18 protein-coding genes are annotated in these 25,510 nt (G+C 45.0%); 17 read left to right on the top strand and 1 reads right to left on the bottom strand.

What is annotated here, in order from left to right; translation table 11 throughout:
• Positions 1–31: 31 nt before the first annotated feature.
• From V144x_RS25375 to V144x_RS25360, 4 genes are all read left to right on the top strand, one after another.
• A complete protein-coding gene (locus V144x_RS25375) occupies positions 32–2,191 on the top strand; it encodes an outer membrane protein assembly factor BamB family protein (protein WP_144989519.1) in 2,160 nt (719 codons plus the stop codon).
• Between the two features lie 93 nt (positions 2,192–2,284).
• Positions 2,285–2,887 carry a peroxiredoxin gene (locus V144x_RS25370; protein ID WP_144989517.1) on the top strand — a complete coding sequence of 201 codons (603 nt, stop codon included), beginning with the start codon at positions 2,285–2,287 and terminating at the stop codon, positions 2,885–2,887.
• 164 nt (positions 2,888–3,051) lie between these two features.
• Positions 3,052–3,732 (top strand): hypothetical protein, encoded by a 681-nt coding sequence (locus tag V144x_RS25365; RefSeq protein WP_144989515.1) that lies wholly within the window; start codon positions 3,052–3,054, stop codon positions 3,730–3,732.
• A 187-nt stretch (positions 3,733–3,919) separates the two neighbouring features.
• The gene (locus V144x_RS25360; RefSeq protein ID WP_197998636.1) at positions 3,920–8,410 is read left to right on the top strand and encodes an outer membrane protein assembly factor BamB family protein; all 4,491 of its coding nucleotides are present in this window, start codon (positions 3,920–3,922) and stop codon (positions 8,408–8,410) included.
• 63 nt (positions 8,411–8,473) lie between these two features.
• Here V144x_RS25360 and V144x_RS25355 read toward each other — a convergent pair whose 3' ends face one another.
• Complete coding sequence (locus V144x_RS25355; RefSeq protein WP_144989512.1) at positions 8,474–9,454, bottom strand: AAA family ATPase; 981 nt, start codon at positions 9,452–9,454, stop codon at positions 8,474–8,476.
• A 459-nt stretch (positions 9,455–9,913) separates the two neighbouring features.
• Between V144x_RS25355 and V144x_RS25350 the strand changes: the two genes are divergently transcribed.
• From V144x_RS25350 to V144x_RS25290, 13 genes are all read left to right on the top strand, one after another.
• The gene (locus tag V144x_RS25350; RefSeq protein WP_144989510.1) at positions 9,914–10,393 is read left to right on the top strand and encodes a CBS domain-containing protein; all 480 of its coding nucleotides are present in this window, start codon (positions 9,914–9,916) and stop codon (positions 10,391–10,393) included.
• A gap of 295 nt (positions 10,394–10,688) precedes the next feature.
• Positions 10,689–11,249, top strand: coding sequence for a ribosome recycling factor (frr, locus tag V144x_RS25345; protein WP_144989508.1), 561 nt, complete (start codon positions 10,689–10,691; stop codon positions 11,247–11,249).
• Between the two features lie 152 nt (positions 11,250–11,401).
• Positions 11,402–12,589, top strand: coding sequence for a phosphoglycerate kinase (locus V144x_RS25340; RefSeq protein ID WP_144989506.1), 1,188 nt, complete (start codon positions 11,402–11,404; stop codon positions 12,587–12,589).
• Between the two features lie 165 nt (positions 12,590–12,754).
• Complete coding sequence (locus V144x_RS25335; RefSeq protein WP_144989504.1) at positions 12,755–13,552, top strand: phytanoyl-CoA dioxygenase family protein; 798 nt, start codon at positions 12,755–12,757, stop codon at positions 13,550–13,552.
• A 25-nt stretch (positions 13,553–13,577) separates the two neighbouring features.
• Entirely contained in the window at positions 13,578–14,747 is a 1,170-nt protein-coding gene (gene queG / locus V144x_RS25330; protein WP_144989501.1) for a tRNA epoxyqueuosine(34) reductase QueG, read from the top strand.
• Positions 14,748–14,882: 135 nt separating this feature from the next.
• Positions 14,883–15,686, top strand: a complete 804-nt coding sequence (dapB, locus tag V144x_RS25325; RefSeq protein WP_144989498.1) for a 4-hydroxy-tetrahydrodipicolinate reductase — start codon at positions 14,883–14,885, stop codon at positions 15,684–15,686.
• Positions 15,687–15,897: 211 nt separating this feature from the next.
• A complete protein-coding gene (locus V144x_RS25320; protein WP_144989497.1) occupies positions 15,898–16,521 on the top strand; it encodes a hypothetical protein in 624 nt (207 codons plus the stop codon).
• A gap of 58 nt (positions 16,522–16,579) precedes the next feature.
• On the top strand, positions 16,580–17,407 hold the full coding sequence (locus V144x_RS25315; protein WP_144989495.1) for an ExeA family protein: 828 nt from the start codon (positions 16,580–16,582) through the stop codon (positions 17,405–17,407).
• A 473-nt stretch (positions 17,408–17,880) separates the two neighbouring features.
• Positions 17,881–19,062: an elongation factor Tu gene (gene tuf / locus V144x_RS25310; RefSeq protein ID WP_144989493.1), complete on the top strand. Its 1,182-nt coding sequence runs from the start codon at positions 17,881–17,883 to the stop codon at positions 19,060–19,062.
• 204 nt (positions 19,063–19,266) lie between these two features.
• Positions 19,267–20,598 (top strand): Trx7/PDZ domain-containing (seleno)protein, encoded by a 1,332-nt coding sequence (locus V144x_RS25305; protein WP_144989491.1) that lies wholly within the window; start codon positions 19,267–19,269, stop codon positions 20,596–20,598.
• 594 nt (positions 20,599–21,192) lie between these two features.
• Positions 21,193–22,155 (top strand): DUF1559 domain-containing protein, encoded by a 963-nt coding sequence (locus tag V144x_RS25300; RefSeq protein ID WP_144989489.1) that lies wholly within the window; start codon positions 21,193–21,195, stop codon positions 22,153–22,155.
• A 102-nt stretch (positions 22,156–22,257) separates the two neighbouring features.
• Positions 22,258–22,704: a carboxypeptidase-like regulatory domain-containing protein gene (locus V144x_RS25295; RefSeq protein ID WP_144989487.1), complete on the top strand. Its 447-nt coding sequence runs from the start codon at positions 22,258–22,260 to the stop codon at positions 22,702–22,704.
• A 918-nt stretch (positions 22,705–23,622) separates the two neighbouring features.
• Positions 23,623–25,401, top strand: a complete 1,779-nt coding sequence (locus V144x_RS25290) for a HAMP domain-containing sensor histidine kinase (protein ID WP_197998635.1) — start codon at positions 23,623–23,625, stop codon at positions 25,399–25,401.
• Positions 25,402–25,510: the final 109 nt, after the last annotated feature.

The raw sequence follows: 25,510 nt of genomic DNA, 5'->3' as shown, positions 1-25,510 counted from the left end.
ATCTGCTGATAATGTTGAGGTTGCCAAAACCATGCATAGGCTACGCGGTTCCATCGCTCTGATCATGTTGGGAACCCTGAGTCTCTCAACTGAGATTAGTTTTGCTCAACAGGAACGGGTAACCAATCCACCAAAATTTCGCGAGTCTGTCTCATTAGACGTGAATAATGCAGTTCTCAAAAAAATGGGTTCTGTTCGTGATTATTTAGCTTCGCAACAGTGGGAAGATGCTGTCAATACTTTACGTCAGATATCTGATGAATATGGTAACTCGCTTTACCCGGAATCGACGGGTCGTTATGTGCGGGTCTCAGAATATTGTCAGATTTTTCTTTCTCAGTTCCCGCCTGAGGCGATTGCCATCTATCGTGAAAAAGTAGATCCTCGTGCGAAACGCTGGTGGGAAGAGGCAATTGCAGAATCGTCCCAACAGCCGCTGCTGAATATTGTCGAACAGGCGTTAATGAGCAGCTATGGAGATGATGCCTTATATCGCCTGGGTAATATCTCCTGGGAACAAGGGGCTCTTTCGCAGGCACGCGCCTATTGGAGAAAGTTAATTCCGGTTTCTAATGCCGGAAAACAGAGTTCAAATCCAGGTGTGTTTCTGTATCCCGACACTGATTTATCTGTGCCTGAAATTTTGGCTCGATTAATTCTGGTCAGTTTTTTTGAGGGCAATTTCAAACGCGCGGAATTTGAGTTGAATGTGTTTCGTAAACGTTACCCACAGGCTGCTGGATCTCTTGCCGGGAAACGGGGGAATTTTGTTGCGTTGCTCTCTGACATTCTGTCAAACAGGGCATTGGTTTCTCTACCGGATTCTACGACAGCAATGCAGACGTTTGCCGGTCACCAGACTCGAAATTACCGCGCAGAAAAAAAAGTAGATGTTGGTGCTGTCGCGTGGTCTTTCCGAATTCCGAGAACTGGAAATCAAGAGTTTACTCGTAAACCAGCATTTAAACAGGCAGTTGCTCCCGGGATCTTTCCGGTTGTGCACCGCGATCATGTTTTTTTTAATGATGCCGAGCGGATTTATGCATTGAACTGGAAGAGTGGCCTACCCGCCTGGTCTACCGATCAAAATGCCAGTCCTGTTATTTATCCCTCTGTGTTACGAGGCTTTTTCAGGAAGCCATTTCGTCCCGTAGTGGGGGTGCCTCGTTTCACTATGACAATTTCCGAAGGCCGACTCTATGCACGGATGGGACCTCCGGTGACTTCTGTTGCAAAAGATGAACGATTAGGTCTCTTTTCAGATTTAGTCTGCCTCGATCTTGACCAGGGGCAAGGTAAATTGCTTTGGAAAATTTCCTCTTCGCAATTGCGCGAACAGAATTTTATCTGGTCTTTCGAAGGGACACCTGTCATTTCAGGCAGCAAGTTGTTTGTCGTGTTGCATCGCGGATTTCCTCAAGTACAAACGAACGTAGCCTGTTTTTCGACTGAAACAGGGGAGTTAATCTGGAATCAAAAAGTTTGTATGGCGTTAAGAAACATTGAAGAGGGAGTGAATTATATCAGCCACTTGCTGCTGACACTCGCGGAAGGTCAACTTTACCTTTCAACAGATATGGGAGCGATTGCTTCACTGGATTCAGATGATGGCAAGATCAACTGGGTTGTAACCTATCCGACACAAGAAGAATCTACGCATACTGAATTAAGCGATCACATGAAAACCGGAATGGTTCCTTGTTTATATGATCGAGGAATTTTATACGCGGCACCTCAAGATTCCTCTCTGTTGATGGCCTTTGATGCTGATTCTGGTTTGTTACTTTGGGAGCGAGAATTTCCTGAACCAATCCGCGATTTACTGGGCGTGAATCAATCAACCTTGTGTGTGAGCGGCAATCAGTTATTCGGTTTAAACAAAAGAACGGGAACTGTTAGCTGGAAAGTCGGTTATCAAGACCCTGAAGGGTTTGGATATGGGCGAGGAATATTGGCAGGAAAATATGTATATTGGCCTTTAAGGGAAGAGATTCTTGTGGTTGATGCAGAACAAGGATTTCTAGCCCAAAAAATTGCCTTGGGATCAATGCATGGTGAATCAGGTGGCAATCTGGTTATGGTTGGTGGACGATTATTAATTGCGCAACCTGGCAAATTAACTGCGTTTGATAATTATGGTAGGATACAAGCTGATGATTCACGGAGCGTTCCTACAGGATTGATAAAATAGTGAAATAAGATGTGTTTGTTTGGACAATCAGGTAACTGATTTATTGTCAGTTTAGAATCAATGATCTGTAACTTTTGAAATAAGGTAAATGAAATGACAGGTTTGTATCGTAAAACTTTCTCTTCGTTGTGCGGTGTTTTGTGTTTATGTGGTTTGTTAGCGAATGGGTTTGGTCAGGTTTCAGGTCCTCCTGGAAAAGTGGATGTCGGCGATTCTGCGCCTGCTTTCACTGCGACAGATGATCAAGGCAAAGGCTGGAAATCGACAGACTATGTTGGCAAAAAAGTACTGGTTGTTTATTTCTATCCTGCAGACTTAACTGGTGGCTGCACAAAGCAGGCATGTGGATTTCGAGATGATATGAAAAAGCTTCAAGGTAAAGATGTAGAGGTGGTTGGAGTCAGTGGCGACTCTGCAAGAAATCACCGACTCTTTAAAAAGGAGCATGACCTCAATTTCACTCTGCTGGCTGATGAGGATGGAAAGGTGGCTAAGAAGTTTGGTGTTCCCTTAAGACCTGGTGGCACTATTAAGCGAACAATTGATGGCAAAGAAGAATCATTGACCCGAGGTGTGACGGCTGCCCGTTGGACTTTTGTGATTGACAAGAACGGTAAAGTCGTCATGAAAAATACCAAAGTGAAAGCAGCAGACGACAGTAAAGCGATTCTGAAGCTCGTCAACAACTTGAAATAGTGATGTCCGAATGTCTGGTTTGTTTATAAGAAACTTATCAGTATCAGGCTGCCAACTCACCCGCAAAATTCCTCTTTCGTACTCGACAGTCAATGCGTTGACGGCATACAATTGATTTTGCGGGTGAGATTTCAGTTTGTGTTTGATGATGGCGGGGAAATACCATGCAGGGAATTAGACTTAACAAGATTCTGGCAACCTCGGTTGTAGCTCCTTTGATTGTAGTCACTCTTTTCTCAGGTTGTGGGCAAACTGAAGTTTCTGAACCCGCTAAACCAGATTCTGAACTGGGAGTAGCTGCTGAAATTCCAGAGATAGAAGCAAACATTGAAGAGCCGGAAATGAATGAAACGCAGGAAGTGGCTTTTAGATCTGGTATGGAAATTGGCGAAGTACCTCCTGCCTTTCATGTGGTTGATGTGACTGGACCTCATAGAGGGAAGCATCTTTGCTACCGCTGTTTGTATGGCGACCGACCTGTCGTTGGTATTTTTGTACGTGATTTTGATGACAATACGAAAACACTGATTAAGAAAATAGATCAGGAAGTGAAGTTACATCAAGATAAAAAGATGGCGGCTTTTGTTGTTGTACTAACCGATGAGCCGGAGTCAGCGAAGTCCGATCTGGAAAAGATCGCCACAGAAAATGAGATTAAAAACGTTCCCTTGACGGTATATCTGGGGACCGATGGCCCTGTGGGGTATAATGTCGCAAGAGGTGCTGAAGTGAACGTGATGATGTGGCAGGGTGATGTAAAAGCAAATCGTGCGTTCCAAAAGGGGCAGTTAAATGATCAAGGAATAGAGGAAGTTATTGCCGACACCGAATTGATCATCAATTAATTCTCAATCCTACCAGTTCAGATAATGTCAAGGGTTTCGATGCTCGCTCGATCCCGGTTTATTGTTGTGTTTCTTTTAGCAGGAAGTTGAAGTTCTTCATTCGCCTATGGTTTCTCCAGTTCAGCAAGACAGGTCTAGCAGACTGAGTTATCACCACGTTTGTTTCGTAGTGATTCTCCTGTTTCATTTGGCTACATTTTCCGTTCCTTGTAGTGCCCAACCGTTACGTAATCTGGATCAGACAGAACTGCAAAATTCCTTTCCGAAGAGCCGTACGTATTCAAAAAGTTATCAAGAAGCTTTGAAGTTAATTGGAGAGAAAAAGTATTCGATCGGGATTCCTGAGTTGCAGAAGGTATTGGAAGCACCGGAAGATTACATTTCCGATAAAAAAGATTCCGGGTTCGTCAGCTTGAAGCATTTGGCACAACAGTCGATGGCTGAACTGCCACCTGAAGGAAAACGAATTTATTCGCAGCAATATGGCGCTACAGCAGAACAACTATTGAATCAGGCAATGGAACAACATGATGTGAATCTGTTACAGGATGTTGTTCGACGTTATTTCTGTACGAAAGCAGGTGCGAATGCCGCTTACACTCTGGGGGCCTATTATTTTGAGCGGGGAGATTTCTGGGCAGCGATCCAACAGTGGGATGCTTTGCGTAATCTTCATAATTTAGCGAGAACGAAAGAACCACATCTCACCTTCAAGCTTGCCGTCTGCTGGTATCATATCGGTAATTTGGGTAAATCCCGTCAGTCATTGATGCGGTTGGCACGCTTGAATCAGGGAGAAGCATATCAATTTCCGAATGGAAAAAGAGTGCCGTTGTTTACAGCTGATGAGAATCCTGTGGAATGGTTGTCCCGTCTGGTTGGTAATCCCGACTTGAAGGCAGCACAGGAACAAAAAAGTTGGGTCATGTATCGTGGTGGTCCTTCTCGTCAGGCATCGGCACGATTTGCTGTGCCTTCGACAAAACCGTTGTGGCGCTTTTCTACAATCGATCATTCGAGTCGTCATGATCCACAAGCAGCACCTCCGTTGGAAGAGTTGGTTCAGAAATTAAGGCAATATCGGCGTAAGCATTTTAAAGGAGTACTTCCCGCGGCGAGCCCATTAATTGTGAATGACAAGGTGATTTTCAGAACACATCGCAACTTGAAAGCGGTTTCTCTCTCGACGGGCGAATTAAGTTGGGAAACCACATTAACCGATGCACTCTATTATGAACTGCTAAAAGATGCGGACAATTCAGATCAGGAATTTTCTGGAATCCCTCAGACCCCATTAGAAAGATATCTAGCGCAACGCGCCTGGCAGGATTATACCGCCGGGCATTTGAGTTCGGATGGTAAGCTGGTCTTTAGCGTCGAAAATGTAGGATTTATTGGAGGATTTTATCACTTTTCAATGCGGGATAAGGAAAACATTCGAGTCCCAAAATCTTTCAATCGCCTCATTGCTTTTGAAGTTGATTCCGGAAAATTTATGTGGGAGGTCGGTGGTCCCCGTTTACAAAATCCGATTGATTATTCAGGTCACTATTTCTTAGGCCCCCCATTACCGTTAGACGGAAAACTATACTGTCTTGCGGAAGAAGGGCGGGAATTTCGACTTTTGGTTTTGGATTCTCAAACAGGGAAAACACTCTGGACACAATCGTTGTACCGTAGTAATAACTCGATTGCGAATGACCATACCACAGATCGAAGGTCCGTAGATCACGTTCGACGCAGGCTGGGCTTGAGCCCCTCTTATGCACATGGTGTGATTGTCTGTCAGACTGGTAGCGGTTGTACTATCGGCATCGATGCCGTCAGTCGTAGATTGCTGTGGAGAAAACTTGACGGCGAAATAAACCCGCGGCTAGCGATTTATTCAACTATGACCTACAAAAATGTAGAAGGTTGGGCAGAATTTGCTCCAATCATTGTGGGGGATCGAGTTTTGATTCATTCCCGCAAAGATCAAAGTATACAATGTCTGAATCTTTTCGATGGAAGATTATTATGGTCACGTCTTCGTAAGGACAACCTGTTCGTGGCTGCTGTCCACGAAGGGAAAATATTATTAGTTGGTAATGATCAAATTGAAGCAATTAAAGTCAGTGACGGTTCACCTGCCTGGCCAAAATCGACTCTGATTGCCCCACCCAGTGGGCGAGGAGTTGTTGTCAAAGATACGTATTATCAACCGGTTGAAACTGGCGAGATCTTGTGCATACGTCTCTCTGACGGTTTTGTACTTGTACGATCACAAATCAAAACAGCGCCGGCAATTGGAAATCTCGTTGCCGCAAAGGGAATGATTGTCTCTCAGAATGAGACAGAAGTTGTTGGCTTTCAGTCTGTGGAATCAATACGGCAACAAATTCATCTTGCCAGTCAATCCACTCAGCCAGATGATTTAGCATTGGCCCAGCTTTGGCGAGGCGAGCTTGAATTATTTGCTGGTGATGTTGATCGGGCGATGCAGAAAATAGAGAAATCGATTCAGATTAAGCCTACTTTACGAGCAAAGCGGCTTTATGCTGAAATGTTACTGAGTAAGTTGGAGCACAACTTCAATCAGCATCAAAATCAAAAAGTGAAAATAGAGAAGTTGTTGGTTAACGATGAGCAAAAGCAACAATTCTTTAAAATTCTGGCGATCAATTACCAAAAGCAAGGTAATATTGAAGGCGCGTTTCAAAGTTATTTCCGACTTTCAGAACTCAATACTGTATTTCATGCAGAAAAAACGAACGGCGGTTCTTTTGTCCGCATGGATCGTTGGATTCGAGCTCAAATCGAATTTATCGCAGCTCATGCATCTGCAAGGGAACGCGCTTTGATCAAGTCTCTCTTTTCCGAATATTATGCGAAGTATCTTGCGAACGCAGAACGATCTGATCTGGAACGTTTTATTTATTGTTGTGGTAATCTACCAGAGACGCAGCAGGCACGAGTGGCGCTGATTCGGTTATTTGAGCAATCCATCAATGATAGTTCAGAAGCGCAACAACCCCAGCTTCGTCGAAAATTGATGCTACATCTCGAGCATCTGAGAACTTCAAAGCAACCAGTCATAACTGCGTTTGCCACTGCAAAACTAGCGGAAATTTATCTTCAGTCGAATCGTTATTCGCAGGCTGTCGAGTTATTGAAGGAGCTGGAGACGCGTTGGCCAGATCTGATTTGTTTGGATGGAAAAACTGCGGCACAGTTAACGCGTGAATGGCGATCTGAATCAGATTTTCAGAAATGGGAGCAGGCTCATTCTGGCTGGCCTGAATATGCGGCTCAGGTTTATCAGGGTGAACACCCAAAGGGTCAGAATTTATCTTTGCCGGTTGAGTTGATTGGTCTCTCGAATTCACTCTTTACTAACTATCGAATTGAAGTCGGTCCCGCAAAAGAGTTTCTTTACGCGTTTGACGGTCAGGGAAAACAACAGTGGGCGTTCTCGTTAGTTGAGGCAGAAATTGAAGTTCCAGGTCAACCTTATTTCTCTGCGCGAGTCTATCAGCAATATCTGATTGTTAATTTTGGCGCTCATTTTTTCGTACTGGATACTTTGAATGCGAGCCCCACACATCCACCTGACTTGTTATGGAAGCAAAGGCTGATTGCAGGCCCACCGGGTGTGCGTGACTATATTTCCATTGAACGCAATGGGGGTACTCCCGTGTTACGCAAATTTTCAGTGCGGAATATGGACCGTGAGTTATTAGGAAAAATTGGTGCAATTAATGAAGAATTTATCACATATCAGGTCGGCAATGAATTGATTGCCGCGGAGTTACTGACAGGAAAAATATTATGGAAGCGTCAGGGAATCGTGAATGGTAGCATGCATTTTGGCGATGCAGACCATGTCATCCTGGTGCCGACTGAATCGTTTTCTTCTCATTCACGCTATGTCGTATTAAGTGGTCAGAATGGTTTAAGTGGTCAGAATGACGAGGTATTACGTTTATTCAAACTTGACAAAGGAGAGTCTCCCAAATTTGCTTTTCAACGTTTCCTACTTTCTGAAACAACAGCGCCCCGTCGGTTACAATTACGAGATTTAATAACTGGCAAGGCACTCTGGAGTCGTGAGTTAAATGAGTCAACGATTTATACCCTCGGGCAACATTATGAAGTCGTACTGATCGATGATGAGAGAACCATTTCATTTCTGGATTTGAGAACGGGCGAAAAGCAGTTTGATGTCAAAGAAAAAGTTTCTGCTCAGCATAAAGGTGTTTTTATGCTGCAAAATTCACGGCAGTATTTGCTGTTTGCCAGTCAGCCGTTTCGTAGGAAAAAAGGTGTCTCTTACCATTCATTAAGTGCGACCTCAGTCGGCTTTAATGGGAGAGTCTATTCTATCGACCGCAAGACTGGGGAATTAATGTGGTCGCGCCCATTGGAATCTCAAGGAGTGAATCTCTCACTGTTTCTCGATCTTCCAGTGATAGTCTTTGGAATACAAACAAATAATGGTCGTCCCTCAAGAGAGGGGCCGCAGATTGATTTAAAATTGGTTGATTTACGAAGTGGAAAAATAATTTTGGATAAAACAACTCGTAGCAATCGGTCTCGTATTTGGGTTGTGCCCGATGTAGACCGAAAAAACATTTTAATAGAACCATTCCAGATCAGGCTCAGCTTTGAAGAGCCGCCTGTTGCTGCGCAGAAACCGTAGTGGGTATTGCCGGCGTTCTGATATATTAGAGTTGGGGATGACTAAATACGGGTATGTAATCGGCTAATACTTTTCCGGCTCATCATCAAAGTCCAATTCATCATCGTCTTCTTCATCGCGGTCAGGGTGTAACGGGTTGTCGGGTGAGAAAAAGAAATCTCCCAATCCCATTGGCATCATATTTCCACCCAAACTTTGTGTTCGTTTTTCGGATAATGACTCCAAATCTAAAGCATCCTCACCCAGACAGCTTTTGAGTGATTCCAGCCAGATTACATCTTTGCTGAGAGGGTGATCTTTATCTTGAGCAGCCCGCTTCAATGCCAGTCTTAAAACATTAATTCCATCGCGGGTTGAAAAATCGAGCTTTAAACTATGAGACTGTTGTAAAAAATCGACCGTCAAGTCGAGCATGTGCTCGTCTGCAAAGGGGATATGATAATGCAAAATCATCTTTTCATCTTCCCGATTAGGGTGTTCCAGAGTAATGCTGGGTTGCAGACGGCTAAGGATATAATCGGGAATTTCAAACGTGGATTCATCTTCATTCATGGTCACGGCACAGCGAAATTCGGGATGAGCCGGAATTGTCAGACCGGCAACAATTGATTCAATATAACGGCGGTGGTCAAGAAGTGGTGCGAGGCTGGCCCATGACTTTTCATTCATCCGGTTGCCTTCATCAAGTACACAAATACCACCACGAATCATTGCAGTTACCAGTGGGGAAGCATGGTAGGCAATCTTGCCACTCTCGGCGAGAACAGGGGTGACTAACAGGTCTTCCGGTCGTGTGTCAGCCGTACATTGATAAATGAAGAGCTCTTGATCTCTGGTTCGCGCACCTGCGATGGCGAGTGAAGTTTTGCCAATTCCCGGTGTTCCAACCAGACGCGGTGTGAGCGGCATGTCTTTCTCATCAATCACGAGCCAGCAGGCAAGCAGCTGTTTCAATGCTTCATGTTGACCGATCCATTCACTGCTTGTCTGGTCAGCACGGCCCAGGTGTAAACCAACCCCATCTATTTCCACTCTATTTGACATTGAATCTATTTTCTATTATTTGGTCAGCTGGCGGCATTTCCGTTGTAGCTGGAGAATTTCTGAAGAAGTTTCTCTTAATCATCATCAGCTCAGATTATAGGCACCTGAGCTGACTTCTCATAGATCTGACATTCTATCTCTTGCTGTATGATTCAGAAAACTGATAAAAAACGTCGTTCGTGCCGTTTTTTTATGAATTCATTAAGTTGTTGTTTTAGAAGAAGATAGTGTGTTTGAAAATCAGTGTCTTAATGCTTGGTTTTCAGAATTCTTTTTGAGATTACATGAAATTCCTGTTAGAATACACAGGTTTCCCACATTCGATTTTTCAATAACGCAATTTGCGTTATTTCATTTCTAAAGTGAGATCACACGTTCTCAATCGTTTGGAATTCATTTCTTTAGTAGTGTGCCTCATTTTCATGTGTGATTAAAATCATTTTTACAGGGAGTGTCGCGATGAACAAACCAATGCTTGCAAAAGACATTATGGTAACGAAGTTAGTCACTTTAACTCCGGACATGGATGTTCTTGAAGCAATCGGGTTGTTATTGAGCCATCGTATTTCAGGAGCTCCCGTAGTTGATGCAGAAAACAGAGTGTTGGGAGTCTTCTCTGAACGTTGTTGTATGGAAGTTTTGATTAAAGCGAGTTATGAACAGCTTCCCTCTTCGCAGATTTTTCCTTTCGTGGATACCGAAGCAAGAGTCATTACAGAAGACACTGATTTATTGACAATCGCTCAGATTTTTCTCAGCACCTCAGCGCGCAGGCTGCCTGTGGTACGCGATGATCGCTATCTGGTAGGCCAAATCAGTCGTCGTGATCTGTTACAGGCTGAAAACAAAAATTTACGATTTGAATCTAATGAATCCGCTGAAATTAATCTGCTTTACCTAAGTGGAATTATTGAGCGGGCCGAGTCTCCTATTTCCTGATGTCACATTCATGGAGATGGTGATTTTCCAGTAAGAATTGAGCAAAATACTCTTAAAAACCAGTCGGACCCGTTTCGGCTGGTTTTTCTCGTTCCTTACGGTTTGATTTTATCTCTTGTTTAACTAAAATCGGGCCGGTATCTGTTCTCCTACGGAGAACTCAGGACCCTTTTTGAATCAAACGTGGTGTTTAATTATATCTTGAATTGGGAAATACCGTTATTTCTTAAGGCTAAGATAAAACATCACCTGAAAACTTAACTCAGAAATGCTGGCTCTACGAAGGACTTGTGGCATGGACCAAGACGAAATTTTACTCGATGCTGAAGAGAGAATGGACAAAGCGGTTCACGTTTTGCAAGGTCAGTTGCAAGGCATTCGAACAGGTCGTGCGACACCAGGGCTTGTGGATTCGATTCGTGTAGATTACTACGGTTCACCGACTCCATTAAAGCAAATGGCGAACGTCAGTGTTCCAGAGCCTCAACAGATTCTGATTCGTCCTTTCGACGCGCAAATGGTGGGAGAGATTTCCAAAGCCATTCAAGCCAGCAATATCGGATTGGCACCAAATAGTGACGGGCGTGTGGTTCGATTGAATATTCCCCCACTTTCTACTGAACGTCGCCGTCAGCTTGTTTCGCGTGTGAAAGAATTAGCAGAAGAGGCCCGTGTTTCGATCAGAAACATCCGTCGCGATGCGAATAAGCATGCTGACCAGGCAGAAAAAGATAAGTTGATGGGTGAAGACGAACGCGATAATACGAAGTCCGATGTGCAGGACCTGACCAAAAAATACGAGGGCAAGGTCAACAGCATCGCAGGTGCAAAAGAAAAAGACGTTATGGACGACTAGTCTCTTAACGGTTTTTTGTGAGTCGTCGTAGAAATGGCCTGATTCTGGCGTTCGTAAAAAAACATCATCAGGAATGCTTTTAGAACAAAAGTATTCAGAACAAGATCATTATCTCTCTAACTCTGTATTGAAAGAGACTGGTTCAAGTTTCCATGGCAAAGAAGACAATTGAAAATGTAGACGTTGCAGGTAAGGCTGTATTAATGCGAGTGGACTTTAATGTTCCACTGGATGACAATCTGAAAATTACGGATGATCGTCGTGTCCGGATGGCACTCCCTTCTATCAAATCGGTCGTTGATCGTGGGGGACGTGTGATATTAATGAGTCATCTTGGTCGTCCGAAAGGTGATGGTGGAGATGCGAAGTTCAGTTTGAAACCGACTGCCTCCTGCCTGGGCGAGTTATTGGGTCAGGATGTGGCATTTGCTACTGATACGATTGGTGATGATGCGAAAGTCAAAGTGGCAGGTTTGGAATCAGGGCAGGTGCTGATTCTGGAAAATCTGCGTTTCAATCCCGGTGAGAAAAAAGGCGATGCCGCATTCGCAAGCGAGTTAGCGGCCTTTGCTGATATTTATTGCAACGACGCCTTCGGTACTTGCCACCGCACAGATGCTTCGATGGTTGCGGTGCCGGAAGCGATGGCAGGTAAACCGAAAGTCGTTGGTTTTCTGGTTGCCAAAGAGATTCAGTATCTGACGGATGTGATTGCCAATCCAGAACGTCCCTTTGTCGCCATATTGGGTGGGGCTAAAGTTTCTGATAAAATCAAAGTCATCGATAATTTGCTGGGAATTTGTGACAAAGTGCTGATCGGTGGAGCCATGGCTTATACCTTTGCGCTTGCAGAGGGGGGGCAGGTCGGTGACAGTCTGGTCGAAAAAGACAAAGTCGATTTGGCCAGCGAATTAATTCAGAAGGGTGGCGATAAATTAATGCTGCCCGTTGATACCCACTGTGGCGACGACTTCAGCGGCGACTGTAATAAACAGGTTGTAAAAGCAGGTGCGATTTCTGACGGTTTTGAAGGACTAGATATCGGACCGGAGACTGCAAAGCTGTATGCAGAAACCGTCAAATCTGCCAAGACCGTTGTCTGGAATGGCCCCATGGGAGTCTTCGAGATGGCACCATTCGATGAAGGTACAAAAGCAGTCGCGCAGGCAATTGCCGATAGCAATTCGATTAGTATTATTGGTGGCGGTGATAGTGCCGCTGCGGTACAGCAACTCGGGTTTGCCGATCAGGTTTCTCACGTCAGTACCGGTGGGGGGGCTAGTCTGGCAATGCTGGAAGGCCAGGAATTCGCGGCTGTCAATCGTCTGGATGAGGCATAAAGTCTGTTCGGACTGATAATATAGAAACGAAATCAAAAACACAGCCCCTCACAAGTCGGCTGTGTTTTTGTTTTGAATCGTGGTGATACTCGAAACAAATCCTCAAATACGTTAAGCTAGGTAACAGGTTTCAACTCATTATTAAATTGAGATGGGAATTAGATCATGACCACCGCATTATTCACCGCAGAGCAAATCACTCAGTTTCAGCAGAATGGTTTTCTGGTTGTTGAAGGACTCTTCAGTGAGGAAGAGGTCACTTTATTAGGTCAGATTGGACGCGCCGATTTAGCAATTCAGCAATCGACATACAGTCGGGCTGACGGCGAAGGGGGTGCGGTTAAGCTGAATATTGAGAATGAAGTTCATGATGATATTTATGGTGCCATCGCCAGTAGTGAGCGCGTCGTAAACCGAATGGAAGAGTTACTGGATGACGAGGTCTATCATTACCATCATAAAATGATTCAAAAGGAAGCAAAGGTAGGGGGGGCCTGGGCCTGGCATCAGGATTATGGCTACTGGTACAACAATGGTTGCCTGTTACCCGATATGGCAAGCTGTATGATTGCCGTTGATCGTGCCACGGTCGAAAATGGTTGTCTGCAGGTGCTGAAGGGAAGTCACTTGATGGGACGTATCGAGCATGGACCGGTAGGTGATCAGACAGGCGCTGATCCAGAACGGGTAGAAGCAGCTCTGGAACGATTTGAATTAGTCTATTGTACTTTGGAACCAGGGTCAGCCATCTTTTTTCATTCCAACCTTTTACATCGTTCTGATCAAAACAAAAGCGAGCTGCCACGCTGGGGTTTTATATGCTGTTATAATACACGGCACAATGATCCTTACAAGGAATCGCGACATCCCCGTTATACACCTTTAGTGAAACGCAATGATGCGGATGTTTTAAAAGTCGGTCATGCTCAATGGGAACAGATGCAGTCGCATCCATCGATATGATTTGAATCATCTGTATTAGGGAATTATGGCCGAAGAATCAGCCCCCCTGGAACGGGATCAGAGCCAACAGAGCACACTAATCAAGCAAATGGCTTATGAAGTGGGTTTCGATCTGGCGGGCATTGCGCCGGCTGTGTCTCCGGAAGGCTATCATCGATTCCTGGATTGGCTCGATCAAGGTTATGCGGGCGAGATGAGCTATCTGGAACGTCGTAAAGATGTCTATGAACATCCCCAAACTGTTATGGGTTCCGTGAGGAGTGTCTTGATGCTGGCACTCAACTATCGGACTGACGAGCCACCATCGCTTTCTGGTACGCAGGCCCGAATTTCGCGTTATGCCTGGGGCAATGACGATTATCACAATGTCATTCGCAAAAAATTGAAAGAACTTTCAAAGCGAATACGTGAGCATTTACCAGACTGCGAAACTCGAGGTGTTGTAGACACTGCTCCATTATTAGAACGAGATTTTGCGCAACTCGCAGGTCTGGGTTGGATTGGCAAAAATACTTTGCTCCTGAGCAAAACAGAAGGAAGCTGGTTTTTTCTGGCGGGGATGTTACTGAGTTACGAACTGGAATACGATACCCCTCATCAAACGTCACACTGTGGGACTTGCACACGTTGTCTGGATGCCTGTCCCACGGATGCGTTCATTGAAGCGGGGATTTTAGATGCGCGGAAGTGTATTTCCTATTTGACGATAGAACTCCGTGATCAGCCGATCCCAGGTGAGTTACGGGCAGGTATGCAGGAATGGATGTTTGGTTGCGATGTGTGTCAGGATGTTTGCCCCTGGAACCATAAAGCCCCCTTCAGTCACGAACCCGCCTTTCGACCTGATGAACGGTTTACCCCCTTGGACGCAGTCGAGTTGTTGTCTTTGGATAAAACAGCCTTCGAAGAACGATTTCGGAGCACACCCATGTCGAGACCACGACGAGCCGGGTTATTACGGAATGCGGCAATTGTCTTAGGAAATTTGGGAGATTCCTCAGCAGTTCCTGCTTTATTAAAGGCTTTACATGATTCTGAAGCCATGATTCGTGGAGCCGCAGCCTGGGCACTCGGCAATCTGGGAGATGAAGCAGTCTTTGCGTTACTCAATCAGCGACTTGCCGTCGAAGTGGAGTCTGATGTAATTCAGGAATTAAAGCAGGCAATGACAGAAATCAAAAACCGAAGCGAATAATGTCAAAAATGCAGCTAGATTGTCGCAGGCACTTATGGAAAAGTAGAAGTGAGTGTATTACGATCAAAGAGAGCGGTGGATCCGCGACAATTCAATCGAATGAATGCAATAAGATTCAGCAAGTGGGAGTGAGAGATGGGTGATCAACTTCTCGTTGGGGTGAATGGCGCCGCTGGTCGTATGGGACAGCGCGTGGTTGTTCTGGTGTGTCAAGATCCGGATTTGAAGCTGGGCTCGGCACTCGATTCAGAGAATTCTCCTGCGCTGGGTAAAGACGCTGGAGAAGTGGCTGGTACTGGTTCTGTAGGAGTGGAGATTCAATCGGAATTGACGGACCGTGTTGATGTCATGATTGATTTCTCCATGCCATCGGGGCTATTGAGCGTTGCCAAGGTCTGTGCAGAGCGACAGATTGGTTTAGTGGCGGCGACGACCGGTTTAACACCGGAACAACGTGACGAAGTGCTCTCTGCTTCACAAACTACGCCATTAATTCTGGCACCAAATATGAGTTTGGCCGTTAATTTGATGATGAAGCTGGTACGTGAAGCAGCTCATTCATTGAAAAATTCTCCCAGTGGTGTGGATGTAGAAGTGATCGAACGCCATCACCGTTTTAAGGAAGATGCTCCCAGTGGAACGGCGCTGCATTTTGGCGAAATCATTGCTGAAGAAATGGGACAGACCGATCATGTTCACGGTCGGCAAGGTCGACCGGGAGCCAGATCGATCAGTGAGATTGGCTATCACGCATTGCGAACTGGTGATAATGTCGGGGAACATACAATCGTGTTCGGTATGATGGGGGAAACCATTGACTTAACGGTTCGCGGCCATACCAGGGATAGTTATGTCTACGGTGCTCTGGCTGCTGCTAAATATTTGGCTGCACAACGCCCCGGGCTGTATTCTATGGCCGACGTTTTGGGCTTAAATTAGACGACGTATTCTTGCAGGTTTCTCTGTTTTACCAAGCCTGTGAAATAGTCAAGATTCATACACCCTGAAACCGATAATTGAAAAGCGCTTGTTGTCTATCGACAAAGTGGGTTTCTCTTTGGAAGGCAGTGGTGTTTTCTGCTACGAACAATTCAGGGATTGAACTCGTATTTTGGTGTCAAAAAATATTCACTCCTCGAAGGAACGAGAGATGAGTTGGCTCAAGACTTTCATTTACAAACGCTTTTCGAAACGAGTCAAACCAGATTTTACTCTAACTAAAAATGGCTTTTTGTTAGTTTTTCGCTGGAATCAGACCCAGAAGATTTTGGTGGGGGTTGTAGCAAGCGTTGTTTCCATGGTGATTCTCATTTCTTTTTTTGAGTCATTAGAAGAATCGTCTGTCGATCAGTCGCCATCCAAAGCAGAAAATCTGGAACCTCAATTAGGCGCCAGCGATGACTTGTTCAAGGAATTTGGTCTGGATGCCTCGTTGCCGATCCACGAATCTGAATTTCAGACGACGGATGTTCCAAACCAGGATTCCACAAACGCAAAAGCTGTCATTAGAACCGTTTCTGTGGAACAGACTACAGGCACTGATCGGAATGATGGGGGTGTCTATCACGCTGTCGGCCTCGAGATTGGTCAGCAGAGAAATCAAGGTCGGGTTCAACACATCGCAGGTGAAAGTCCCGTTTATGTTTCGAAATCGGGGCAACAGAATCATCAAATCAGGACCAAAGACAAACAGGCCGCGGTCTGGTTGACTGGAGAAATCGAAGAGGTGCACGACCTGCCCGTGGATGGCTCATATCGTCGTTTTAGGAATTAAAGATAATACGTGTTAGTTAGGATGCCGTCCGTTTAACAATTCCCGGGAATGAGAGTTTATGTATCAGAGTTACTGGAATTTACAGAGTGGTCCTTTCGAAGAAAAAATGGAAGCCACTTTTTTTTACGAAAGTCATCCACATCAGGCAGGGTTGTTGAAGCTTCAATACCTCATTGAGAACAGCAAAGGCGCAGGTCTTCTTGTCGGTGGTTCCGGGATTGGTAAGTCTTATCTGTGTCATGTGTTGAAAAGCCAATTGGCTGATGTCAATCAGCCTTTTGTGCATCTGGTTTTTCCGCAACTATCGCCCATTGAATTGATTTCGTATCTCGCTGTCGAGTTAGGCGCAGAAGAAGCCAATATTGAGCCAAGTGCTCCCGGGAAAGATCGAATTATCCGGGCATTACACAGACAGCTTCTGTTACTTTGTGAACAGGGCCGCAAGCCTGTGATCGTCATTGATGAAGCACATTTGATTGTCGATCAGCGAATTTTTGAGACACTACATCAGCTCTTGAATTTTCAACAGACTTCTGAAATCGACTTTACTTTGCTGCTGGTAGGCGACCAACTCCTCTTAAGCCATCTACAACGATCAGCACAACTTGATGATCGGATCGCTGTTCGCTGCCTTCTAAAACCATTTTCCATTGAAGATACGCGTGGCTATGTCGAGCATCGACTGGAAGTAGCCGGTCGAAATGAACCCATTTTTGAAGACGATGGCTTTCAGACTCTGTTCGAACTGACGCAAGGGAATCCACGCAAAATCAATCGTCTTTGTGATTTAGCACTGCTGGTCGGCTATGCAGATGAATTACCTCTGATTTCTTCAGATGTACTTGAAGCAGTGGCAGAAGAGTTGGTGACTTCGATTCCTGACTAATCACTTCTTTGTAGTTACCCTTGAAAATTCACGATTTGGGCCAGGGGTAGGAAGGATTCTAGAATCTTTCCTACCCCTGGCTTTGTTCTGTGGAAACACATTCATTTCAGAAAAATTTCTGAACCTGTTTCTATCGTGCGTGTCTGCTTTCCAACAAGTTCTTCATAGGAAATCGTCATGTTCAACTTTTTCTTCAAACAGGCATCTAAATTTGACTCGCCATTAAAGGACGAGGCGGGATCGGTGTGTGAGTTGTTGTAAGAAGTAAGTCATGAATCACCAAGCCCGCCTGGTTTTAAAATCTGGCGGGCTTTTTTTATGGAATGAAGGATTCAAATTTCCCAGAAACTACTTTTTCGTCGCATTTGCTGCTCTGGAGCTGCACGGGCACAAAAAGGTCGCTGAGGCTTGCTCACCTTAGGGGCTGGTCAGTGAATACGACAAACTCCTCTTTAGAAAGGAGGCAATGAGCAATGATTCAGAAAATTCATGTCAACGTTGGAACCATTGGTCACATCGACCACGGAAAAACAACACTTACGGCTGCGATGTTGCGAGTCCAGGCAGAGAAAGGCCTCGCAAAAGTCAAATCTTACCATGACATTGCCAAAGGCGGCATCGTACGTGACAAAAGTAAAACCGTAACGATTATCGCTTCGCATGTGAGGTATGAAACTGAGGTCCGAACTTATGCTCACATTGACTGTCCGGGCCATGCCGACTACATCAAAAATATGATTACCGGTGCGGCTCAGATGGATGGTGCAGTGTTGCTTGTTTCTGCTGCGGATGGTCCGATGCCACAAACGCGTGAGCATATTCTCTTGGCTCGTCAGGTGGGTGTGCCATATCTGGTTGTATTTCTTAACAAATGCGATCTGGTTGACGATCCGGAGTTGATCGAACTTGTGGAAATGGAACTGCGGGAATTGCTGTCTAGATACGGTTTCCCAGGTGATGAGATTCCATTTATTCGTGGGTCCGCAAAGCTTGCCCATGACAATCCGGCAGACAAAGAAGCTTCTAAGTGTATCAATCAGTTACTCAGTGCTTTAGATACTTATATCCCCGATCCTGATCGGATGATCGACAAGCCTTTTTTGATGCCGATCGAGAACGTATTTATGATTGAAGGTCGTGGAACGGTTGTAACGGGTAGAATTGAGAAGGGAATGATTCGAACAGGTGATTCGGTTGAGATCATTGGTCTGACCAATCAGGCGCGAGTCGATATCGTCACTCAAGTCGAATCTTTCAGCGAAGTGTTAGAAACAGGTTACGCAGGCAACAATGTTGGTTGTCTGTTACGCAAGACCCGTTACGACGAAGTGTCGCGTGGTCAGGTCTTGGCAGCCACAGGTTCAATCACTTCACATCAGAATTTTGAAGCGGAAGTTTATGTATTGAAGAAGGAGGAAGGTGGACGTCATACGCCGTTTTTTAACGGATATACGCCACAATTCTTTTTCCGTACAACGGATGTCACTGGAACAGCAACGGTACTCGGCAATGTTGACATGGCGCTGCCAGGTGATGGGGTAAAACTGAGTATTTCACTCAAACACCCTGTTGCTTTGATGGATGGCGACCGATTTGCCGTGCGTGAAGGTGGTAAGACTGTTGGTTCAGGTGTAATTACAAAAGTGATTACCTGATACCTGCACCACCCCCGGTCTGTATCTTCAGACCGGGGGTGTTTTTATCTGTAGATATCCAGGTGATTTGCTGGGATGAGTCGGCGAGAAGTAATGTGATCTTTGGTGTGATTGCATCTCTTTTTATTTGCACTCGAATTCCATAAAGCGGTAGAATGAGGAGTTGTCACCTCCGATTACTCGACCGTACAAGGAATCAGAATCATGCTGAGAACTGTTTTCATATTTACTTTACTCTTGATGACGTCGACATCTTTTTCTTTCGCACAAACTCGTGAAGAAAAAGTTCGACAGGATCGAGAAAAGGTGGAGTCAAGTGGATATTGGATTTACAACGATCTCCAGAAAGGTTTTGAGCAAGCACGACAGACGAAGAAACCGATGTTGATCGTTTTGCGTTGCATTCCTTGCGAAGAGTGTGTGAAACTGGATGAGGATTTGATGGAGAAAGATGAGCATCTCAAGCCACTGATGGATCAGTTCGTTCGAGTGCGACTCATTTCGACAAATGGCTTAGACCTGTCTCTTTTTCAATACGATTACGACCAGTCGTTTGCCGTATTCATGCTGAATGCAGATCGAACCGTTTACGGACGATTTGGTACCCGCTCGCATCATACCCTTTGGGCCGAAGATGTTTCGATTGAAGCCCTGAATAAAGCGATGCAAGGTGCTTTGAATTTGCATGCGGATTACACTGCGATTAAAGCATCACTCAAAGGAAAACAAGGAAAACAGCCTGATGTGGCTTCTCCTGAGCAATATCCCTTACTTGCCGGAAAGTATCGATCAACGATTAATAAGAAAAAGAATGTTGTCAAGAGTTGTATTCACTGCCACCAGATTGGAGATGCACAGCGCGACTTTTTTCTGAGAAATCAAAAATCTATTCCTGAGCGAATCTTGTTTCAGTATCCACATCCGAAAATTTTGGGGCTGATATTAGACCCAAAAGAAAAAGCGGTGGTAAAAGAGATTATTGCTGATTCGATCGCCACTCAATCCGGTTTTCAGAAAGGGGATCAAATTTTAACGCTGGAGGGACAACCGATGCTCTCGATTGCAGACGTTCAATGGGTACTCCATCATGCGCAACCTCAAGATCGTCTCACAGCTGAAATTGATCGAAAGGGACAAAAACGCGACCTTACACTCTCACTCCCCACAGGCTGGAAACGAAAAGATGATCTTTCCTGGCGGGTCAGCAGTTGGCCTCTTCGTAGAATGGTTCTGGGGGGAGCCGTTTTAGAAGAATTAACTCCAGATGAACGTAAAGAGGTTGGACTTCCTCCAGATGGAAAGTCGATGGCACTTAGGATACGCCATCTTGGTCAGTATGGATTGCATGCGACTGCAAAGCGGGCAGGCTTCCAAAAAGGCGATATTATCATTTCGTTCAATGGGAAAAATGATTTATACCGTGAAACCGACATTCTCGCGTATGGAGTGAATGAATTAAAGCCGGGACAAAAATTTGACGTCACTGTTCTTCGGGGAAAAAAACGAATTGACCTGCCACTACCACGGCAAAAATAGTGGATCAGTTTTATTCGAGAGAACTGGTTCTCGTATCGGTCTGCCTTAACTAAATTTCTGAAGAATGAGTTGTGATCATCTTACTCAGCTTAGACTGCTCCAGTGTTCTCTGACACGCACCCACTCATCCTCCTTAGCCGATTAGACAACCCTTCCTACTCCCTCTATTCCATTGTTGTGCGCACTACGGAATCAAATAGATTGTTGCGCGAGATTTCAGCGAACTGAGGCAGAATTTCTCACAACTCAGATGATGTCTGATAGTGATATATTTCGGTCCGAATTGGAATCTGTTGCGTTTCATTTAGTTTGTAACATAACTAAATAAAGATCAGAAATCGAAACGACCGTAATCTATGGGCGTATCATCATTCTATCGATTTTCTTTCGAATCTTGGCAACGTTAGTTCGCCATATTGTCATAAAAAATTTCGATAAACAGCGCTTGCTATTTCTTATTGCAGGTGCTTCTTCGATTTGAATTTCGGTCAACGAACGCTGTGAGTTGATGGGATCGACTTGCGTCTCTTCTCTGGGATGAGCTTTTGTTGCAACTCGTATTTTTCATACATTTTTTTATGAAGGAGAAGAAACATGAATTGGGGCCATATGCGGAGGCGCGGATTTACACTCATCGAATTATTAGTAGTCATTGCAATTATCGCAATTTTGATTGCATTATTGCTTCCCGCAGTTCAGCAGGCGCGGGAAGCGGCGCGGCGTTCTACGTGTAAAAATAATCTGAAACAGTTGGGATTGGCACTACACAACTACCTTGACACACATCGAGTCTTTCCTCCCGGTAACATTGGTCGTTGTACCACACCAGATTTGAACAGCTCGGGGTTGGTGATGTTACTGCCTTTTATTGATCAGGCGCCACTTTACAACCAGTTCAATTTCAACGGAACGATGTATACATGGGAAGTCTCTGGATGTAATAGTGGTTTAATCGGTACGCATGCCGATGACCCCTCAACAAACGGCAATCTGGCTCCAGTACAAGAAGTATTGCCGGCGTTTCTGTGTCCCACGGACCCGAATCCTACTCGAATTCCACCTGGGCAAGGTTGTTATGCTCCCACATCCCTCGATACCACCCACAGTGGTGCGGGTAGAACTAACTATGATTTCATTTCCAATATTACGAATTGGCAAAATTGCGCTGAGTGGAATTCAATCGGACTTTCTACACGTGCTATGTTTGGTGACAACAGTTTTTGCAGTGTGCGAGATGTTGTAGACGGCACCAGCAACACGATTGCCATGGCTGAAACAACTCGGTCTGTACGAAATGGTAATTCGACTGCCTGGGGTTATCGAGGGCACGTGATGCTGGGAATCAGCCTCCAACATCGTGGCATAAACATCTTTGCTGCTGGTGAAGCTAGTACAGGAAAATTGGACAGCTGGGGATATGCAGGAAGCCTTCACACAGGAGGGATCCATATTCTGATGGGAGATGGTGCAGTCCGTTTCCTTAGTGAGAACATCGATACAACGACCAGGATTAATTTATCAAGAATGGCTGACGGTCAAGTCTTAGGTGAATTCTAATTTATTGAGATGTGTTCAGCGATACTGAGTTGATGAGGTGAGGGTTATCTGTTGTATTCCCTTTCCTCATCAACGGTTCAACTCTGATGGGAGCCCCGAAGTATGTTACGTTCCATTTTAGGTACAATTCTTGTTGTAATGACCACTGGTTGTGGTGGAGGCGTCGAAGCAAAGCCATTGCCAAAAACAGTTCCTGTTTCTGGTGTCGTGACTTTGAATGGACAACCTCTAGCATCTGCCACAGTAACATTTATTCCCCATGGACAGACAAAGGGGATTGAGTGTCAGGGGACGACCGACGAATCAGGGCAGTACACACTCAAACAACAGCATGGGACAGAGGGAGCGCCTCCCGGGAATTACAAAGTAGTCGTCAGCCGTCTATTACGGGGGGATGGAACACCACTTCCTAAGGAAGGTGCGGGGGCAGGGGGAATTGCAACAGAAACACTTTCACGCCGTTATAGTGACGTAACCAAAACAAAATTGACAGCCGTCGTACCTCAAGAGGGGGGCGAGTTCAAGTTCGACCTTAAGAGCAAGAAATAGAGACTGGCTGAAATGTACGTCGGATGGAGTGCTATTTAATGTTACCAGCCTGACATTTTTAGTTCGTCCTATAATGCTTAACTCCTGTCCCACAATGGTTGTTTACCGTTGATCAAACTTGCAGACTGCTGCTGAATATTCAGCTACGCTGCTTTATACAACATCCGGTAAAATAAACGAGTTTTACATTGCGCGGCTTTCCTTTAGCAGTACCAGGGTCGGATCTTACTTTAGTTCCACTTGGGTTTGTGACAGGTGTTTTTCTGCAGATTGAGTGAGACACATATCAATTTCAATTAAGATCTTGAGTGCTCTATAAGCACATCTCCTGAGACTTATGATTTTGTTGATCGGCGTGAGAGTGTCAAGCGGTGATAGCGTGAAATGCTTTGATAGTAAAGCGATCTGTTTTGATGACGGAATGAACATGTCGCGAACTTGTTTGACAGGCGTGAAATGAGCGTAAACATCGAGAACTACCAGAGTGGCATTTTTTGTAAAATCATAAAAAAGGGCTCGTTTTTCGTACTGAATAAGAAGTAGAGGGAGAAATCGATTCACTGGAGGAAAACATCTTTCGCGCGCGCGACGCAGATTGCGCAGTTTAAGAGAGGGCAGTTCTGTGTCAAGCAGAATAAAAAACCTTGAATTCATGGAGAAAAATGAATTTACAAAGTTCTTGTATTTGTCTAGAGGATTTTGTTCAGCAGGAGTTGCGACATGGTTTATTCAATCAAATATTGAAGTTGTGAGGTAAATGTTATTTGTAAATAAGGTGTAAGCAGTCTGGGAGGCATTCGATTTCTTTTCTGTTCTCATGAACTCTTCATGAAAATGAGGGGCAGCCCTTGCAGATTAACCAGGGCCAGGTTCAAAATAGGCGAATTCTTTTTTCTTTTCATCAGGGTGGATGTAACGATGTGGTCTTCGCGATTGTTCTGGAAGCTGTTTCTGGTTTATGCCGGTTTAAATATTGCGTCTGCGATCGTGTTTGCTTTGATTGTTTCCGGGCGTCAGCAAACTCAGGTTGATGAGCAGGTTCGACAACGCCTGCATGATTCAGCTGTCATTATGGGGAGCAGCTTGGAGGGTGTTTTCCAACAGGGGCCTACGGAAAGTCTGCAAAAAAAAGTCAAAAAACTTGGGAAGAAGACAGGGACGCGGCTGACTTTGATTGATATGGATGGTGTTGTCATTGCCGACTCTGACCAGGATACCTTGAAGTTGGTTCAAGACATGGAAAATCACAAAAACCGCGTTGAAATTATTCAGGCGATTTCTACCGGCTCTGGTAGTTCTAAACGAATGAGTCCGACTTTGAGTGAGCCGATGCTGTATTATGCTGTTTTATTTAAAGAAGAGGAGCAGCCCGAAGGTGTGGTGCGCGTTGCGATTACGATGGCGAAAATCCAGGAAGAAGTTTCTGCTGTTGAAAAGCTGATTTGGGGTATTGCTTTAGTTGTCAGTTTTACGGTGATGCTACTGACTTACTGGGTTGTAGCGCGAATGATTCGACCTTTGACCATTTTGACAAACGCTGCCGAATCGATTGCCGGGGGAGAATATGATCAGAAGCTCTATTTTCCACAACATGATGAATTGGGGATTCTGGCTCAATCTTTCAATCACATGAGCCATGAGATGGCAGAACGCGTGAGACAGTTGCAGGCAAGCGGAGATCGTTTGGGGACTGTGCTGGAAGGTATGGTAGAAGGAGTGATCGCGATCAATGAACGCCAGCATGTACTGTTTGCAAACGAATCTGCCGGTCGACTTCTTTTTTTCTCACCCGAAGAGGCTGAGGGAAAGCCACTTTTTGAGTCAGTTCGCAATCATCAGCTACAAAGAGCGGTGACGGAAGTACTGAATACCTTAGAGCCTCAACGTATGGAAGTCGAACTGGAGAGCACCAGTGATCGGATTTTAGGGGTAACAACGACACCTTTGCCCGGAGAACCTTGTCCTGGATTAGTAATTGTTTTGTTTGATATGACGGAGCTTCGGAGGTTGGAGTCATTAAGACAGGAGTTTGTGGCCAATGTATCGCATGAACTGAAAACTCCCTTAAGCTCAATCAAAGCCTATACGGAAACGCTTATTCGAGGGGCGAAGGACGATCCGGAAATCAGTCAGACATTTTTAATGAGAATTGAAGAACAGGCTGAGCGTCTACATGAATTAATTATGGACCTGATTAGCTTAGCGAGTATTGAATCAGGAAATCAGGTCTTTGACATTATTGACATCGAATTAGGGCCCTTTGTTGAAATATGTCTCGTTGACCAGCAGAAAGTTGCCGAAGCTAAAAACATCGAATTGATAGTCGAAGCAAAAGAGCCTGGCATTAAAGTGAAAGCGGATGAAGAAGGCTTGCATCAAATTCTTGGCAACTTGATTAATAATGCGATTAAATACACTCCCGACCAGGGGCGGATTACGATTCGCTGGGAATGGGATGATCCCAATATGGTACTTCTGGAAGTGGAAGACACAGGAATCGGGATTGAGGAAAAACACCAGGCGCGCCTGTTCGAACGGTTTTTCCGGGTTGATAAAGCCCGTTCGCGTGAACTTGGTGGAACCGGGCTCGGGCTTTCCATTGTTAAGCATCTGGTTCAGTCCTTCAATGGTACTATTGGCGTGACCAGTAAAGTCGGTGAAGGAACCACCTTTACCGTTCGGCTTCCCAGAGGCTAAAAGTAGTGCGTTGTGTTTTAAGTTGTTATTTATAAAAGACTTGCGATATTTTTGGTCTCTGGTTCAATGTTCCAAAAAGATTAAGCACTTCATCGTTTCTTAATATTGT

Source organism: Gimesia aquarii (assembly GCF_007748195.1).
Taxonomy (GTDB): domain Bacteria; phylum Planctomycetota; class Planctomycetia; order Planctomycetales; family Planctomycetaceae; genus Gimesia; species Gimesia aquarii.
Note: the sequence above shows the minus strand (reverse complement) of the source record. Positions and strands in the feature narration are given on the sequence as shown.